The organism is Sorangium sp. So ce381 (assembly GCF_051473845.1).
In the GTDB taxonomy this organism is placed as follows: Bacteria; Myxococcota_A; Polyangia; order Polyangiales; family Polyangiaceae; genus Sorangium; species Sorangium atrum.
This window is the reverse complement of the sequence record NZ_CP150336.1, coordinates 2,502,236-2,518,589: the sequence shown is the minus strand read 5'-3', so window position 1 is coordinate 2,518,589 and position 16,354 is coordinate 2,502,236. Positions and strand designations below refer to the sequence as shown.

The window sequence follows — 16,354 nt, the reverse complement described above, 5'->3', positions numbered from 1 at the left end:
CCGCGGTGGCGTCACTGCCAGCGGAGGTGCACGTCGACGACCGCGCCCGTCCGCGTCGAGGCGCCCTCCGAGAACGTGAACGAGGCGCGCTCGATCTCGCAGTTGCCGCGCCCGTCACAGCGCCGATCGCGTGCATACGAGAGCTCGATCGCGACCAGCCCGCGCGACGCGAGCGGCTCGAGCTCGCCGGCGCTCGACGCGCGGTTCGCGTCGCGGTCGCTCCAGAGCACGAGCCGCGACCACGCCTCGTCCCGCGCCGTGATCCGGCCGTCTCCGTCGGTGTCGAGCTCGCGGAGCGCGGTGAACCCGTTGTCCGCGCGGGCGCCGCTCGAGAGCACCGTCGCCGAGCCGAACAGCTCCTCGCCGCCGTCGATCGCCCCGTTGCCGTCCCGATCGAACGCGAGCCACGGCGTCGCCGCGGTCGGCCAGTCGGTCGCGATCGTGGCCCCGAGCCCGCTCAGATCGAACGCGCCGCTCATCGCGGTCACGTACTCGACGGGCCGCTGCTCGAACGAGAGCACGAGCGGCGTGCTGGTGACGCTGCCGCCCGCCTGGCACCCGGTCCACGTCGCCACCCCGTCGATGTTCTCGCACTGCTCGAAGCCCTCTGTCCCGCTGACGGTGCAGCTCCGGGACTCGCCGATCTCACACGCCGCCTCGGCCTCCTCACCTTCGAGCTCCTCGCCTTCGAGCGCGCCCTCGTCGGTCCCCTCACCACGTTCCCCTTCGGTCGTCACCTGCGCGGCGCAGCCTGTACCGATCGACCCTGCACCGAGGAGGAGCGCAAGAGAGGCAGTTCCCACGGAACCGGAGCGAAGAATGGTCAGCTTGATGTTCATGGCACAGACCAGGAGCAAGCGTTGCGCCAGCCCCTCGTCGCCCGCTCATCCCATGAAATCCAGGCAATCAGCGCAGCAGGAGCCCCTGAAGCGCGCCAATGTGCCACCCTGCGCCAGGAGCACGACGCGAGTCGTGCCAATCTGATCCAACCGTGGCGCCTGGTGCCCAGTCGGACGAGTGAGCCTTACCCGCGCGGCGGCGCGTAGAAATCCACGATCCGGATCGGCTCGGTCAGGCGCACGCGCACCCGTGATCGCTCCCCGCGGACGTCGCCGCCTATCTGGAAGCTCGTCGCCGGGTCCATCTCGATCGTGACCTCATCCACGAAGTAATCGAACACCGTCTCCAGGTCGTCGAACTCTCCGTTCCAGATGCTCGAGAAGTTCCGCACGAACGTGAACGGCGAGACCACCGAGACGCGCAGCTGCATCCGGTCCTGGCGATCGTCCGCATAGGGGAACATCCGGAAGCCGAAGCCGTAATAGGGGATCGTCGATAGCGCCGCGATCTTCGCCGGCCCCTCGTAGATGACGCCGCCCTTCTTGATGGGCGCCCCGAGCATCGCCCCCTTCTCGCCGACGCGGATCGCGTCGTTGCCCTCGTTGATGACGCGGCAGTGCGGTGTGCGCCGCACGAGGTAGCTCGGGATCGTGCGCGTCGTCGCGGCGACGGCGTACGCCACCGGCCCCGGCGCGAGCCGCTTCAGCGGGCCGCGCGCGAGCGCCGACTTCACCGCGTTGTAGTCGCGGAGCATCACCGCATCGATCCCGAAGCCGCAGAACGGCGACAGGATGTCCTCGGCCTCCACGAGCCGCAGGTTCCGGCTCCCGGCCTCGGCGCGCAGCCGCTGGAGGTCGACCGCGAGCCCGGGCTTCGCGCCCGCGCCGCCGGACGCGCCGAGCACCCACGCCAGCGAGTTGCCCGTCCCCAGGCGGAGCAGCCCGAACCGCGGCAGCGGCAGCCCGCGCCGCTTCGCCTCGTTCACAACGGCCGTCACCACCACCGTGAACGTCCCGTCGCCGCCGCCCGTGAGGATCGTGCCGTAACCCCGGTCGACGAGGATCCGCGCGATGCCCTCGCTCTCCTCCACCCGCCGCGAGACGAACAGATCCCCCGTGTCAAGGATCTGATCGAGCGTCTCGATCACCTCCGCCGTCACGCTCTTGGCGTTGCCGTTCACCACCACGGCAATGCGGCTGCTCGCAGCGCCTCGCGGCAACTCGCTCGCACGACGCGGCGCATCAGCGACCACGGCCTGGGGGACGTCATCGGTGGGGCCGCGACCGGCGGGCGGAGAGGTCATGCACCGCGATCTACCACGACCCACCCCTGCGCTTGGAGCGCGGGATGACGCGGGACGTGCACCCGACAAACGTGCAACCGACAACCGACCGACAACCGACCGGCCGGCGGCCGGCGCGCGACGAGCGCCTCGAGCGCGGCCTTCGTCAGACCGCAGCGCCGACCGCGCCGGGGCAGGTGATTGTGGACCGATGTGGCCGACGCGACGCAGCGGCCCGCCCGACGACCACCTTTCCGGGAGGTCCGATAGCGTGCGATGCTCGCTCGTTTTGGCTCCCGGACCGATCTTGGGTCATGCTGCCCTTCGGGAAAGCGAGGAGCCTCCCCGAAACTTAGTGGACGGGGTGGTCGATTTTTTGGTAAGGCGACGACCTGGCGAGCCAATTGGGCTTGACAGCCGTGCGGGTCTTTACCGCCGCGCGGGCGGCGCGCGCTTGGGCGAAGGGCCGCGACGATCTCGTACCCAGCGGGGGACGCAGCGACATGCCGAAGATCACAAAGCAGGGCAGCTCCGAGAAGGCGACGGGTATGAAGAAGAAGGCCTCTTCGAGCAGCAAGGGGGGCGCAGAAGCTCAGCTTGCGAAGCCCGTGAATCCGGTAATCAAGGAAGATTCGAAATCGGCGTCGAGCGCGTCGAAGCGTAAGCTCGGCCTCCGTGGCGCTGCGCCGTGGGCTGCGCGGCACGCCGCGAAGCACGCGGCCGAGGCGCGGGCCCGGGCCGCGGAGCCGGCGCCCCCTGGCAGCGCCCGGGCGACCATCCGCGTGCCGAGCGGCGCGGAGGAGATCAAGGCGAAGATCGCCGAGCTCCACAACCAGACCCAGAAGATCCGCACGCTCCGCAAGCGGCTCGACAAGGGGTTCTTCGATATCGGGGTGGTGCTCGCCGAGATCCAGCAGCAGGAGCTGTATCAGGCGAAGGGCTACGGCTCGTTCGAGGCGTTCCTCGAGCGCGAGATCGACCTCGGCAAGCAGACGTCGTTGCGCCTCATCAAGGTCGCCCACGTCTTCCAGCGCGAGGTGGCCCTCGACTACGGCATGGACCGGCTGTTCGTGGCGCTCGCCGCCCTCGAGGGCGAGGTGCCCAAGCCCGCCCCCTCCGCGATCCCCTCCGCCCCCGGCTCCAAGCCCCCTCTCCCGCTCAAGCCCCCCATGCGCATCGTCGGCTGATCGGCCCTCACCCGCCCCGTCAGGCGCCAGCGCCGCGGGGCGGGGATGAGCCAGCCAGGCGCTCGACGGGCTCGGGGACGAAGCGGGGGAGGCTCACCCGGACCGTCGTGCCGTCGGCGGCGTGCGCGTCGACATCCACACGGCCCGCGTGCTGGTCGACGATCTTCCGGACGATCGCGAGCCCGAGGCCCGTGCCCGCCGCCTTCGTGGTGAAGAACGGATCGAAGATCTCGGCGAGGATCGTCGGCGCAATCCCCGGCCCCGTGTCCCCGATCGACAGCCACACCTCGTGCGCATCCCCCGACGCGCACGCCCGCAAGACCCCGCCGTCGGGCATCACGTCGAGCGCGTTGACGACGAGGTTCAAGACCACCTGCTTGAGCTTCTCGACGTCGCCCAGCGCGAAGCAGTCGTCCGCGAGATCGCGGACGACCTCGACATGGTGGCTCGCGAACGCCTCCTCCTCGAGGTCGAGCACGTCGCGCACGACGCGGGCCAGATCGACGGGCTCCCGGTGGGGCGCGCGCGGGCGCGCCAGCTCGAGGAACTCGCCGAGGAGCCGGCCCAGGCGGGCGATCTCCGCCTCGACGATGCCGACGCGCCGCTTCATGGGCTCGCGGATCGCCTCGTCGGAGAGGCGATCGATGCCGCGGCTGAGCAGGTGGAGCTCCAGGACCGCGGCGTTCAGCGGGTTCCTGATCTCGTGGGCGAGCCCGAGGGCGAGCGGGGCCATGGCGTTCAGGGCCTCGGCGTCGGCGGCCCGCCGCTCGAGGGCGCGCCGCTCGGTCACGTCGATGCCGATGCCGTAGACGAGGTCGGTCCTGCCGCCGCGCCCGCCGCCGCGGACGCCGGAGAGGTGCCAGCGCACGCGGCGGATCGCGCCCACCGCGTCCCGGACCCCGACCTCGACCTCGGCGGCGGCGTCTCCCTCGACGACGCTCAGGAACGACTGGTTGAACCGGCGCTGATCGGGCTCGTCGACGAGCGCCTCGCAGAACGCCATGCCGAGCGCGGCGTCGCAGGACACGCCGGTCAGCGCCGACAGGCGCGGGTTGAAGAGCGCGACGCTGCCGCCGGCGTCCAGGCCGAGGATGAGCACGTCCGCCGCGTCGATGATCGCCCGGTACCGGCGCTCGAGCTCTTCCCGCTCCCGCTTCAGCGAGATCTTCTCGATCGCCTGGGCCACGGTGGAGATGAGCTCCTCGGGGCGGAACGACTTGAGGATGAAGGCGAAGGCGCCGGCGCGGAGCGCGGCCATGGCGGCGTCGACGGTCGCGAAGCCGGTCACGAGGACGATCTCGCCGTGGGGGGCGGCGGCGCGGAGCGGGGCGATGAGCTCGAGGCCGCTCGCGTCCGGGAGCTTGACGTCGACGACCGCGACGTCGAACCCGTCGCGCCGGGCGGCGGCGAGCCCCTGCTTGCCGTTGGGCGCGAGGGCGACCTCGACGTCGAGCTCGCGCGCTCCCTCGAGGACCTCGCGGAGGTTTCCGGCGAGGCTCGTGTTGTCGTCCACGATCAGGATTCGAGCGGGCACCTGGGGTCTCCTGGGCGAGCGGTCCGGCGGGCGGCCCGAGGCGCGGGGCGTCCTTCCGCTTTGGGGTCTTTCCTAAATTGTATGCTATGAGCCGCCGTCATGCGGTTCGTCGATCGGTGCCGTCTGAAGGTGATCGCCGGGGATGGCGGCAATGGAGCGATCGCGTTCCGTCGTGAGAAGTACATCCCGTTCGGCGGCCCCGCGGGTGGAGACGGCGGCCGCGGCGGGGACGTCGTCTTCGTGGGCGACGGAGGCCTGTCCACGCTACTCGACTTCACCTACGCGCGCACGCTCGAGGCCGACCGGGGCGAGCACGGGATGGGGAGCGACTGCCACGGGCGCGCCGGCGCCGACCGGGTCGAGAAGCTCCCCGTTGGGACGCAGATCTTCGATGCGGAGAGCGGCGAGCTGATCGCCGACGTGACCGAGCACGGCCAGCGGGTCATCGTCGCCCGCGGCGGCAAGGGGGGTCGCGGCAACCTGCACTTCAAGTCGCCGCACGACAGGGCCCCGCGCCGCGCCGAGCCGGGCGAGCCGGGCGAGGCCCGCGAGCTCCGCCTCGAGCTGAAGGTGCTCGCCGACATCGGCCTGCTCGGCTTCCCCAACGCCGGCAAGAGCACCTTCGTCGCGGCCGTCTCGGCGGCCCGGCCCAAGATCGGCGACTACCCGTTCACGACGCTCACCCCGATCCTGGGCATGGTCGAGATCGGCGGCGGCGTCCGGTCGGGCGGGTCGAGCTTCGTCATCGCGGACATCCCCGGGCTGGTCCCGGGCGCGAGCGAGGGGGTCGGGCTCGGGATCCAGTTCCTGAGGCACGTGGAGCGGACACGAGCGCTCCTCCACCTCGTGACGCTCGACCCGGGCGAGGGCCGCGAGCCGCTCGCCGACTACCGGGCGCTCCGCAAGGAGCTCAAGAAGTTCAGCCCGGAGATCGCGGAGCGCCCCGAGATCGTCGTCCTGACGAAGGCCGATCTGACGGAGGTGCGCGAGGCCTACCCGAAGCTCAAGGCGCGGTTCGCGAAGGCGAAGGTGAAGCTCCACCTCATCAGCGCCGCGACGGGCGAGGGGGTGCCGGAGCTCGTCCGCGAGCTCGCGGCGCTCGCGCGCAAGCGGGAAGAGCCGGCAGAGCAGGAAGGCTGAGCGCCTCCGCCCGGACGGCGGGCGCGACGCGCACCGACGGCGCGGGGTGAGCGCCGCCGTCTGCGCAGGGTGACACGGCGGAGCCTGCCGGCTCGCTGGCTCGAGCTGGCTTGAGCGGGCGCTGGGGACGCCAGAGGCGGCGAAGCGCCAGCGCCGCGCGTCCGCTCGTCATCACGCGTCATCAACTTCACGCGTCATCAACCATCTTCCGGCACACGGAAAAAGGGGATCACGCGTCTTCGCACGTACAGACACAGGGTGTCCTCAAGTGCGTTGATCATCCACATCCGTCGTTGCTTGGCGCGTTCGGGCGCGCGCGGCATCTGGACAGGAGAGCAAAACTCGAGTCCAATTTACGATCCGGACTCACATACCCTGTCGGAAGGAGAAGCCCGATGCGCTGGTCGACCCCCAACAAACCGTCTGCTCTCGCGTGGCGTGCGGCCCTCCTCGTGGCGCTCGCCGCGGGCGGGACGGCGCGCGCGGATGTGGTGCAGCCGAACGGCACCGTCGTTCCCGTGATCACGGAGCGATTGAGCGATCTGCTGAACGGCTCGGCAAAGAACGACAGCCTCGACGAGATGATCGACGTCGTGGCCGACGCCGCGGTGGAGCCCCAGGTGTTCTCGCCGCTCTGCGAGTTCAGCGGCAAGTACATCGACAAGGGAGGAGGCGCCAACTTCGCGGTCGGCTGGTACAACGTCGATGATGCCCGCGACAGCGGCGACCCGCCGCGGTACGTCCCAGTGGACACCGGCGCCAACCTCGGCACGCCGGCGCCGGAGAGCGATATCCAGATCCTCTTTCCGTTCTCTGGCGCTCTGCCGCCCGCAGAGAAGCGCGAGCTGACGGCCGTCTCGATCCGGGAGAACCCCGCCTACGCGGGCGGCCTCATCGGCTTCGTGCTGATCCCCAACCCGAACGGCACCGGCGATGGAAACGCCACGCAGTACCACTACACCGAGCATCGGTTCAACGTGGAGTGTAGGGCGTGCGCGAGTCCGGGGCCCTGGTACTCCGATCTCATCTACAGGTCGAACCAGCTCGCCAACACGTTCTACCTGGGGTTCGAGGATCTCGACTTCCGGAACGCCGCCGGCGCCGCGGGCGTCAACGGCAACGACCTCGATTACGAGGACTTCCTGTTCCGCTTCTCCGGCATCACGTGCCCAGCGGCCGGCCAGCCGTGCGAGGTCGAGGAGAACGTGGGCGCGTGCCGCGCGGGCATCTCGGACTGCGACGCGCAGGGACAGGCGATCTGCACGCCGATCGTCGAGCCTGGCAGCCAGGCCGAGCAGTGCGACGGCATCGACAACGACTGCGACGACATCGTCGACGAGGAGGCGCCCTGTCCGGAGGACCAGGTGTGCAGCCGCGGCCGCTGCGTGAACCGCTGCGGCTCGGCCGAGTTCCCGTGCGATCCTGGGCTCGTGTGCGTGGAGGGCCTGTGCGTCGAGCAGGCGTGCGTCGACGCGAAGTGCGATGTCGGCCAGGTGTGCCATGACGGCGTGTGCCGCGCCCCGTGCGACGGCGTGGTGTGCCCGCACGGCCAGACCTGTCGCGGCGACCGCTGCCTGGATCCATGCGACGGCGTGACGTGCGGCGCCGGCGAGGTGTGCGAGAGCGGCGTGTGCGTTGTCGAGTGCGGCTGCCGGGGCTGCCCGTCGGACGACCGCTGCGCGGCGGACACCGGGCGGTGCGTCGAGGCGGCGTGCGCCGACGTGGCGTGCGGCGCGGGCACCTATTGCCGTGGCGGGGCGTGCGTCGACCTCTGCGACGGCGTCGTCTGCCCCGCGGGCGAGCGGTGCGTGGCCGGCATGTGCGCCGAGGAGCCGCCGTCTCCCGCCACCACGACGTCGGCGGGTCCGACGCTCGACGTGGCCGCCTCGGTCGGCGCGGGCGACGCCGCGTCGGGCTCGGGCGGGGCCGGATCGGGCTCGGGCGGGGCTCCCTCCACCGGCGCCGGCGGGGACGCGAGCGGGAGCGGGGAGTCGGCGGGCTGCAGCTGCAGCCTCGGCGGCGACGCGCCCTCCGCCGGCGGAGGGGCCGCGTTGCTCCTCGCCGTGAGCCTCGGGCTCCGCCGCAGGAGGCGCGGAGACCCGGGGCGCTCGGCTCCGGGCCTCCGCATCCGTCGCTCAGGGTGATTCGGACGTCGGGCCGAAGAACTCGACGTCGTCGATCTCGATGGTGCCCGAGTCGACCTTGTCCTTGCCGAGGAAGCCGTTCGCGCGAACGCCGTTCATCTCCGCGCTGAAGGAGAGGCCGACGATCGATCGGAGCACGTCGTTCACGTCGTCGCCCGGGTCGCGCCCCTGATCGATGGCCCAGCCGGGGAGCGCCATGTCGGCGAACCTCAGCTCGATCAGCGTCGGCTCGGCGGTGAGCCGCACATCCCATCCGTGACGAACGCCCGTGAGCCCTTCGCTCTGCGCCGGGCTCTCGACGTCGAAGCGCATCCCCCGCGCCGCCTCCGCCCGCGCCCAGAAGCGGACCCCCTCGAGCGCGGTCGCGTCGATCACGCCCTCGGCGAGAGGCACCCCGAAATACACGTACTGCCCCCAGGGAGCCGCCTCGTCGCGGAAGTCGAAGCGGAGGAGCATGCTCTGCGCGCCGTTCAGCGGATCTTCCTGCGAAAGGCCAGGCACGGCGCTCGACGCGTTGTTGGTGGACACCACCGTCCCGACGTAGAGCCCGAGCGTGTCCGCGGCCTCGAAGTCGTTGATCCCCGTCGCGGTGAACGAGAAGGGCGCGAGCGGCGTGTCGCTGGCGAAGCGCCCCAGGCGCTCTCGCAAGATCGGCAGCTCGTGCCTGAGGCGCTCCACCGCGGGCTCCCACCCGGCGAGCCCGGGCCCGAGCGGATCCTCCTCGACGGCGGCGCGGATCAGCGCCGCGTACTTGTCGACCTGCTCCTCGAGCCGCCCCTCGCTGAACGGGCCCTCATAGAGCGCCTGCAGCGCGGCCTTGTAGCCCGCTGCGTCCTGGTTCAAGGCGCCGAACAGCGCGTCGCAGCCCGGCGGGCGCACGTGCTCGGAGCCCATGAACACGGGGACCACGGCGCTGCAGTCCGCCGGCGTCTCCGTCCAGCGCGGCACGTGGCCGAAGTAGGTGCTGGGGCCGAGGGTCTGATCGAGATCCCACGGGATGAGGTGGAACTTGCCCGACGAGGGCTCGTCGTAGAAGTAGAAGTTGTGGTTGGCGGCGACGCCGGCCTCGTTGGCATAGTAGGTCGTGACGCCGTCCCAGTTCACGATCGTCTCATCGACGGCCATGTAGCGCTGCAGCTGCTCGATGTCCGTCCACTCCGACAGCGCGGAGAGGCGCCCCGCGCCCTCGGCGGACGCGAGGGCGGTCGAGAACGCGATGAATCGCTCGTGCGTGGCCGCGTCCTCGTTCGTCTCGATCCGCTCCGCGTAGTAGCCGGCGTCGTCCGAGACCGGCCACGCTTCCTTGTAGAGATCGCCGTCCGGAGCGTCGGAGAAGTGGTGTTCCAGGAAGCGGCCATCCACGTCCTCGACCATCGAGAAGAGCCCCTGCGACTCGCCGTTCACGCTCAGCGTCGCCCACGCGCTCCGCGGGGCGGCCACGCCCATCTCCCGGAACAGGCCATAGGCGATCCGCTCGTGAAGCCGTGTGGGGTCCCAGATCATGGAGTGGAAGTTCAGGCGCTTCTGCGCGTAGAAGCGCTGTCCGTCGACGTACTCGTCGAACTTCACCTTCATGCTGAGCTTCGGACAGGTGAGGTTTCCCTCCCCGTCGAAGCACATGTCCAGGGTGCCGTAACCCCCCTTGAAGCGCAGGCCCACCACGCCCAGGCTCTTGCCCTTGTAGCAGGCCTCGGCCTCGACATACTGCTCGTCACGGGCGTTCTCCTTGAGCTCCGCCCAGCGCTCTTCCGGAAGATAGAAGTCGAAGCGCGGGACCTCCTCCGCCGCGTACAGCTCGTCCGCGTCGCGGTCGGCCAGCGCGGGGTCGGACGGCTCGCACCGCGGCGTCGGGGGCTGCCCGCCGCTCCCGCCGTCGCTCGTGCTGCCCTCTCCACCGGCGCCTCCAGCGCCTCCGCCTCCAGCGCCTCCGGCGCCAGCCCCGCCCGAGCCGCCTGGCCCGACGCCGCTGCTCGCGCCTTCGTCATCACCGCAGCCTGCGCCCACCGCGGCAGCCGCAAGTGCAAGCACCATCCAATACCCAAGCTTCATCCAACGATCCTCCAAGAGCCTCGACCCTAGTCGCGGCCATCGCGTCCGTCGATGCCCGATTTTCACGGCAGGCATGGATGCCTCGCTGGACATCGTGCGTCGCCGCGCCGTGCAGGCGCGCCGCGTGACCCCGCGAACCCGCTCATGACCGGCACGGGGCGCGCGGTGATGGTACGTTTCCAGGCGTGAGCCAGCGCCCGTATCCTGAGCCCCAGGCAGCCCGCCTCTTGTCCGTCGCGGAGTGGGCAGCGCTGCCGGAAGACGAGGCCGGTGAGCTCATCGATGGCCGCCTGGTCGAGGAAGAGATGCCCGATTGCGTCCACGAGCTGGCCGTCGCCTGGCTCATCCACACCCTGCGGGCCTGGCTCATCCCGCGCGGCGGCTTCGTCTTCGGCTCCGAGGTGAAGTACGCGCTCAAGCCGCGGCGCGGGCGCAAGTCCGACGTGTCGGCGTTCCTCCCGACCTCGCGAAGGCCCCCGGCCCGTGGCGCCGTCGGCATCCCGCCGGACATCATGGTCGAGATCGTCTCCCCCTCGCCGCGGGACAGCCGGCGCGATCGCGTCGAGAAGCTCGAGGAGTACGCCGCGTTCGGGGTGCGCTGGTACTGGCTGCTCGATCCGCAGCTCCGCACCCTGGAGATCCACGAGCTCGCGCGCGGCGGGCTCTACCAGCACCGCCTCACCGCGCCCGGAGGGGTGCTCCGGGAGGTCCCGGGCTGCGAGGGGCTGACGCTCGATCTGGACGCGCTCTTTCGCGAGCTCGACCGGCTCGACGCGACGGAGCCGCCGCAAGGCAGCGCGGACGACGAGTCGTAGCAGCGCGAGCGGCGAACGGCGCGGTCGCGCGGCGTCCACCCGCGATGCCAGCGCAGCTCACCCGCGGTGCCGCGGGCCGCGCTCGCTCGCCGCGGGGGCCGGCGCCTCGGCCTCGACGGCCAGGCACGCCTCGAACCCTTCGACGTAGCTCGGATAGAGCAGCGCCATGCCGAGGGCGCGCTTGATCTTCGCGTTGTCCACGGCGCGATCGTGGCGGAGCGTCTCGTGCAGATCCTCCCGCGGCGCGCCGGCCGGCAGCGCGAGGCCGAGCCGCGCGCAGAGCCAGCGGACGACCTCGATCTGCGGCACGGGCGCGTCGTCCGCGACCAGGAAGGCCTCGCCGGGGGCGGCGCGCTCCAGCGCCGCGAGCGCGAGGCGCGCGAGGTCCTCGACGTGGATGCGCGAGACGACGTTCCTCCCCTGCCGATCGCCCTCGCCGGTCATGCGGAAGTCGCCGCGCAAGAGCCGCTGGTGCAGGCCGCGGCCCGGGCCGTAGATGCCCGCGGCGCGCAGCACCACGGCGCCGCGCGCGCGGTACACGTCCTCGGCCGCGAGGCGCGCCGCGGCGCGGGGGCCGTCGGCCGACGTGGGCGTCGCCTCGTCGATGCGCCCCGTCGCGTCGCCGTACACCGCGGTCGACGAGACGTACGCGATCGCGCGCGCGCGGCGGAGCGAGGGCGCGATCGCGGCGTCGGTCGCGCCGTCGGGCGGGAAGGCGACGAGCACGTCCGCGCCGTCCGTCACGAGCCGGTCGACGGCCTCGGCGGTGAGGGCCGGGAGGACGCTCACCTCGATGCCTGCCTTCGCGAGCTCCGCGGCGCGCTCGGACGAGCGCGTCGTCGCGACGACGCGGACGCCGGACGCCCTCCGCAGGCCGGCGACCACCGCGCCGGTGAAGCCGCAGCCGAGGACGATGAGCGGGGGAGAGGTGTTGAGCATGGGTGCTGGGCGACGCTTCTACCAGCAAGCGCGAGCGGACGCCTCCGCGGCGCGAGGGCGCTGCAGGCCGCGCCGAGGTGCACGGATGGGGTCGCGATGTCGTCGGCCCGCGCCCCGGGGCCCGCCCCAGCCGCTTCCACGGCCGCGGGACGGCGAAGATCCAACGGATGGTCGAGGGCCCACGCCGCGTCTGGTAGCCTGGTCGACGGGGAGCGGGCAGCCGGGACGCAGCGTGCTCGCCGCAGCGACGCTCCTCTGCGCATGGCGGTCCACGTCTTCATCTCCTACGCCCCCGCGGATCGGTCCCACCTCGAAGCGCTCGAGGCGCACCTCGCCTCCCTCAAGCGGCAGGGCCTGGTGAGCACCTGGCACCGCGGCCGGATCGGTCCAGGCGCGATGCGCGACGAGTCGAGCGCAGCGGAGCTCTCCTCCGCCGAGGTGGTGCTCCTGCTGGTAAGCGAGGCGTTCCTCGCCTCGGACAGCTGCTACGAGCGAGAGCTCGGGCGAGCGCTGGAGCGGCATCGCAGCGGAGCGGCGCGCGTGATGCCCATCCTGGTGCGCGCATGCGTCCTGGAGGGCACTCCGCTGGCAGAGCTCCAGGCGCTGCCGCGGGACGGCGTGGCTGTGATGAGCCGGGCCAACCTGGATGAAGCGTGGAGGGAGGTTGTACAGGGCATCCGCGCGGCGGTGGAGGAAGCCGCCGCGATCGCGCGGCCGGAGGCGGCGCTCTCCAGCGCGACCGCGCTGCCCGGCGCGCTCGGCGTGAGCCTGCGTGAAGCAGACGAGACAATCCGCGCTGTCGACAGGCAGATCGCCGCGGCGCAGAAGCGGCGGGTGAGGCTGAGGGCCGCCGGCGCGAGCACCGAGGAGGTGGACCGGGAGATCGTCGACCTCCGGCGCAAGCGCCGGGAAGGCGGCCAGCTCCACGTCGGCGAGGAGCTCGGCGACGGCCGGTACCTGCTGCTGGAGCGGATCGGGCGCGGCGGATTCGCGACCGTGTGGCGCGCGCTCGACGCGGGGCGGGGCGATCTGCCTGTGGCGATCAAGGTGCTGCACCCGAACCTGGCGGGCGACGAGAGCCGGCGGGAGCGGTTCTTCCGGGGAGCGCGCGCGATGGCGGAGCTCGATCACCCCGGCGTGGTGCGCATCCTCGAGCCCAAGGGCGAGGACAGCGGCTGGCACTACTTCGTGATGGAGCTCGTCCATGGCGAGGACGTGCACAGCGCGGTCGTCGGGAAGCGATTGCCAGCAGAGCAAGTGATACCGCTGCTCCTCAGCGCTGGAGAGGCGATCTCGTTCGCGCACGGGAGGGGGCTCGTGCACCGGGACGTGAAGCCGGCGAACATCCTGCTCGACGGAGAGGGGCTGCCGCGGATTACAGACTTCGATCTCGTCTGGGCGCGCGACACGACGGGGGGCACGAGGAGCGGGGCGCTGGGGACCTTCCTTTATGCGGCGCCGGAGCTCATGCACCGCCCGCAGGACGCGGACGCGCGCGCAGACGTGTACGGGCTCGGCATGACGGCCGTGTTCTGCCTGCACGGCGGTGAGCTGCCGCCGATCATGATGCGGTATCCGGGGCGGGTGATCGAGCGGCTGCCGTGCAGCGCCGCGATGCGGAAGGTACTGGAGCGGGCGATCGAGTTCGAGGCGTCCGAGCGGTTCCCGGATGTGGAGGCCTTCTGCGAGGCGCTCAGGGGCGCGGCGGAGAGCGGAGGCGACGCGCCGCGGGAGGCGCCAAGAAGCACCGCCGCGAGCGAAGGCGAGGCGCCGGGGAACGCCACCGATGGTGCGCGGCGAGCAAAGGGCAGCTTCATGAGGGCGGTGGAGCGAGACATCGAGCGAGGAGGCCCGGTTCGCGCAGCGATCGAACACGCCATCCTGCACCCGCGGGGGGAGCGAGTGAGGCCGTTGGTGGAGGTGACCGTCGTAGACCTCGACGAGATCGGGGAACAAACGGTCGTGTCCGGAGGTTGGAGCCTAATCTGGCGGAAGCCTCTGATCCCCGGCCCTGCCGCGGCGCGCTTTCAGGAGCGCGGAACCTTCCGCTGCACCATCGTCGGGAAGCCGAACAGGAACCAAGCGAACGTGACCTATCAGAGCGACTTCTTCGAGTCGCTCTTGCCGTGGGTGGACATTCCCAGCGGAGAGTTCTTGATGGGCAGCTCGAACGAGGATCCAGAATCACACGAGGTGGAGCGGCCCCAGTACCACATGGAGGTCGCGCCTTTCGTGCTGGCCGCCACGCCCGTCACCGTGGGGCAGTACACGGCGGTGCTAGGCGGCACCGTCCCAGAGGGACGGGCGAATCGGCCGGTAACTAACGTCACATGGGTAGGCGCGATCGAATTCTGCAATGCGCTCTCCAGGCTGGCGGGAAGGCGGCCCTGCTATACGCTAACTCCCGACAGCGTGGTCTGGATACAGGACGCCAATGGCTTTCGGCTGCCGCAGGAGACGGAATGGGAGTATGCGTGTCGTGCCGGGACGAGGACTCGGTACTTCTTCGGCGACAACGAACACCATGTAGGGGATTTTGCTTGGTATGCCAAAAACAGCCAAGGCCGGGCGGCTTCAGTCGGCCACAAGAAGCCTAACCCGTGGAATCTTTACGATATGCACGGGAATGTCTGGGAGTGGACCTGGGACGCGTATCGCGGACTTGACAAGATAACATCACCCGAGGCGCCCCAGGAGAGAGTGACCCAGCATACGAGCGACGCCGCCCGGGTGGTGCGCGGTGGCTCGTTCGTTGACAGGCCCAAATGGCTGCGCTCAGCAAGCCGGATCGGCTACAGACCCTGGTACCAAAACGAGCACCTCGGCTTCCGCTGCGCAGGTCCCGCCCGCCGGAAGGGGTAATCCCCGATTGGCGCCGCCCTCACCCCCCCGGCTTACGCGTATACCGGTGCTTTACCCCGAGCGGGAAGTACTCCGGATCTCCCGCCGCCCTCAGCGTCACCCGCGGCGCCCGCTTCCCCGCCGGCACGTAGTTCCTGAACTCGCTGTTCAGCCGGACGAGGTGCTCCTCGATCGACCGCGCTGCCGCCTCGCGCCGCGCCTCGCTCTCCCCTTCCCCCGGCGCGAGCTCCACCACCACCGAGAGGACCACGTCCCTGTCCGCGCCCTCGCGGACCTCCAGCACGAACTTCCCGGTCACCCACTCCTTCACGCCGGGCTGCTCGATGCCCACGACCACGTTCTCCGGATAGATGTTCGCCCCGAAGTACGACACCGTGAAATCCGAGCGCCCGAACACATAGACGAACGGGAGCTCCCGGGCCCCGCGCTCCCCGTCGAGCTCCCGCAGCGGGTCGAAGCCGAAGCCGGCCAGGGCCGCGATCATGTCCGCGTGCGAGTAAACGCCCCCGCTGTCGAGGATCGCGTAACGGACGAGCGGAACGCCGTTGTCGCCCGAGAAGAGGAGCATCCCGTCGCGCTGCTCGAAGAACCGCTCCGCCGGATCGTACTGAACGAGCGTGGGGAGCCGGTCCTGCCCGAACAGGGCGCGCGCGGCGTCCGGCCTCCCCGCGAGGAACCGGCGGATCGCGACGCTGAGCGGCGTCTCGTTCCCCAGCACGCCGGCGTCCGCCGTCCCGTACAGCGAAGCCGAGTCGTAGCAGGGCGATGTCGACCCGACGCGCTCGCCGACCAGGGTCCGCCACTCCTCGCTGAACACCTCCCCGGCCATCACGAGCTTGATCCGGAAAGGCGCCCAGTCGACGCCCCGGGCCCGCCCCGTGTCGATGACGTCCTTCAGGAACGGCGGATATCCGAGCAGGACGACCTGCTCGAACGCCGGCCCCAGATCCTGCACGACACGGAATATCTCGTCCTTGTTGTTGCCCGGCGTGACGACCGTGATCGGATACCCCTTCGCCGCGAGGTGACGGCAGCACGCGGCGGTGTACATCCCGCCGACCCACGAGCCGAGCGCGAAGCACACGACGGCGAGCGTGCGGCGCGTGTCGGCCCGGAAGCCGTCGTGGAACACCTGCTCGAAGCGCCGGGCGACCGGGAGCTCGTCCGTGATGGAGCGCGGCCAGAACGTCGGCTTGCCCGTCGAGCCCGAGGAGACCGCGATCATGTCGCACGGCTCGACCCGCCCGCCGCGGCACAGATCCGCGATGGGGTGCCTGAGCACGTAGTTCTGCTTCGTGATCACCGGCAGCGCCGCGAAATCCGCGGGCGTCCGCACCGCCGCCGGGTCCACGCCGTGCTCCGCGAGGAAGCGGCGGTAGGCAGGGACAGCGGCGGCGACCTCGTGGAACAGCGCGAGCGCGCGCTCGGCCGGATCGGCCTCACGGTGCCGCGACAGCGCCGCGTCGAGCGGCGTGCTCAGGAAGGCGTCGATGGCCGCCAGGATCCGCTTGGGTTGCGCATCGTGCATCGCGAGATCTCCCTCCGTCCGATGGTTCGCAGAA

At 70.9% G+C, this 16,354-nt stretch carries 11 protein-coding genes; 5 read left to right on the top strand and 6 right to left on the bottom strand.

Annotated features, from left to right (window positions below; translation table 11 throughout):
* Window positions 1-11: 11 nt before the first annotated feature.
* The gene (locus WMF29_RS09630; protein ID WP_437328548.1) at window positions 12-839 is read right to left on the bottom strand and encodes a calcium-binding protein; all 828 of its coding nucleotides are present in this window, start codon (window positions 837-839) and stop codon (window positions 12-14) included.
* A gap of 185 nt (window positions 840-1,024) precedes the next feature.
* Window positions 1,025-2,143 (bottom strand): diacylglycerol/lipid kinase family protein, encoded by a 1,119-nt coding sequence (locus WMF29_RS09625; RefSeq protein ID WP_437328547.1) that lies wholly within the window; start codon window positions 2,141-2,143, stop codon window positions 1,025-1,027.
* Between the two features lie 482 nt (window positions 2,144-2,625).
* Here WMF29_RS09625 and WMF29_RS09620 point away from each other — a divergent pair, with 482 nt between their 5' ends.
* A complete protein-coding gene (locus WMF29_RS09620) occupies window positions 2,626-3,309 on the top strand; it encodes a hypothetical protein (protein ID WP_012234436.1) in 684 nt (227 codons plus the stop codon).
* A gap of 19 nt (window positions 3,310-3,328) precedes the next feature.
* Here WMF29_RS09620 and WMF29_RS09615 read toward each other — a convergent pair whose 3' ends face one another.
* Window positions 3,329-4,843, bottom strand: a complete 1,515-nt coding sequence (locus WMF29_RS09615) for an ATP-binding protein (RefSeq protein ID WP_437328546.1) — start codon at window positions 4,841-4,843, stop codon at window positions 3,329-3,331.
* A gap of 99 nt (window positions 4,844-4,942) precedes the next feature.
* On the opposite strand from WMF29_RS09615, the gene obgE reads away from it, so the two are divergent.
* Both obgE and WMF29_RS09605 read left to right on the top strand, forming a co-directional pair.
* The gene (gene obgE / locus WMF29_RS09610; RefSeq protein WP_437328545.1) at window positions 4,943-5,983 is read left to right on the top strand and encodes a GTPase ObgE; all 1,041 of its coding nucleotides are present in this window, start codon (window positions 4,943-4,945) and stop codon (window positions 5,981-5,983) included.
* Between the two features lie 395 nt (window positions 5,984-6,378).
* A complete protein-coding gene (locus WMF29_RS09605; protein WP_437328544.1) occupies window positions 6,379-8,127 on the top strand; it encodes a hypothetical protein in 1,749 nt (582 codons plus the stop codon).
* On the opposite strand, the gene WMF29_RS09600 is transcribed toward WMF29_RS09605, so the two are convergent.
* The gene (locus WMF29_RS09600) at window positions 8,119-10,176 is read right to left on the bottom strand and encodes a CotH kinase family protein (RefSeq protein ID WP_437328543.1); all 2,058 of its coding nucleotides are present in this window, start codon (window positions 10,174-10,176) and stop codon (window positions 8,119-8,121) included. The genes WMF29_RS09605 and WMF29_RS09600 overlap by 9 nt on opposite strands.
* A gap of 185 nt (window positions 10,177-10,361) precedes the next feature.
* Here WMF29_RS09600 and WMF29_RS09595 point away from each other — a divergent pair, with 185 nt between their 5' ends.
* Complete coding sequence (locus tag WMF29_RS09595) at window positions 10,362-10,991, top strand: Uma2 family endonuclease (protein ID WP_437328542.1); 630 nt, start codon at window positions 10,362-10,364, stop codon at window positions 10,989-10,991.
* 57 nt (window positions 10,992-11,048) lie between these two features.
* Here WMF29_RS09595 and WMF29_RS09590 read toward each other — a convergent pair whose 3' ends face one another.
* Complete coding sequence (locus tag WMF29_RS09590) at window positions 11,049-11,930, bottom strand: NAD-dependent epimerase/dehydratase family protein (protein WP_437328541.1); 882 nt, start codon at window positions 11,928-11,930, stop codon at window positions 11,049-11,051.
* Between the two features lie 261 nt (window positions 11,931-12,191).
* On the opposite strand from WMF29_RS09590, the gene WMF29_RS09585 reads away from it, so the two are divergent.
* Window positions 12,192-14,792 carry an SUMF1/EgtB/PvdO family nonheme iron enzyme gene (locus tag WMF29_RS09585; RefSeq protein ID WP_437328540.1) on the top strand — a complete coding sequence of 867 codons (2,601 nt, stop codon included), beginning with the start codon at window positions 12,192-12,194 and terminating at the stop codon, window positions 14,790-14,792.
* A 19-nt stretch (window positions 14,793-14,811) separates the two neighbouring features.
* Here the strand turns inward: WMF29_RS09585 and WMF29_RS09580 are convergent, their stop codons facing one another.
* On the bottom strand, window positions 14,812-16,320 hold the full coding sequence (locus WMF29_RS09580) for a phenylacetate--CoA ligase family protein (RefSeq protein WP_437328539.1): 1,509 nt from the start codon (window positions 16,318-16,320) through the stop codon (window positions 14,812-14,814).
* Window positions 16,321-16,354: the final 34 nt, after the last annotated feature.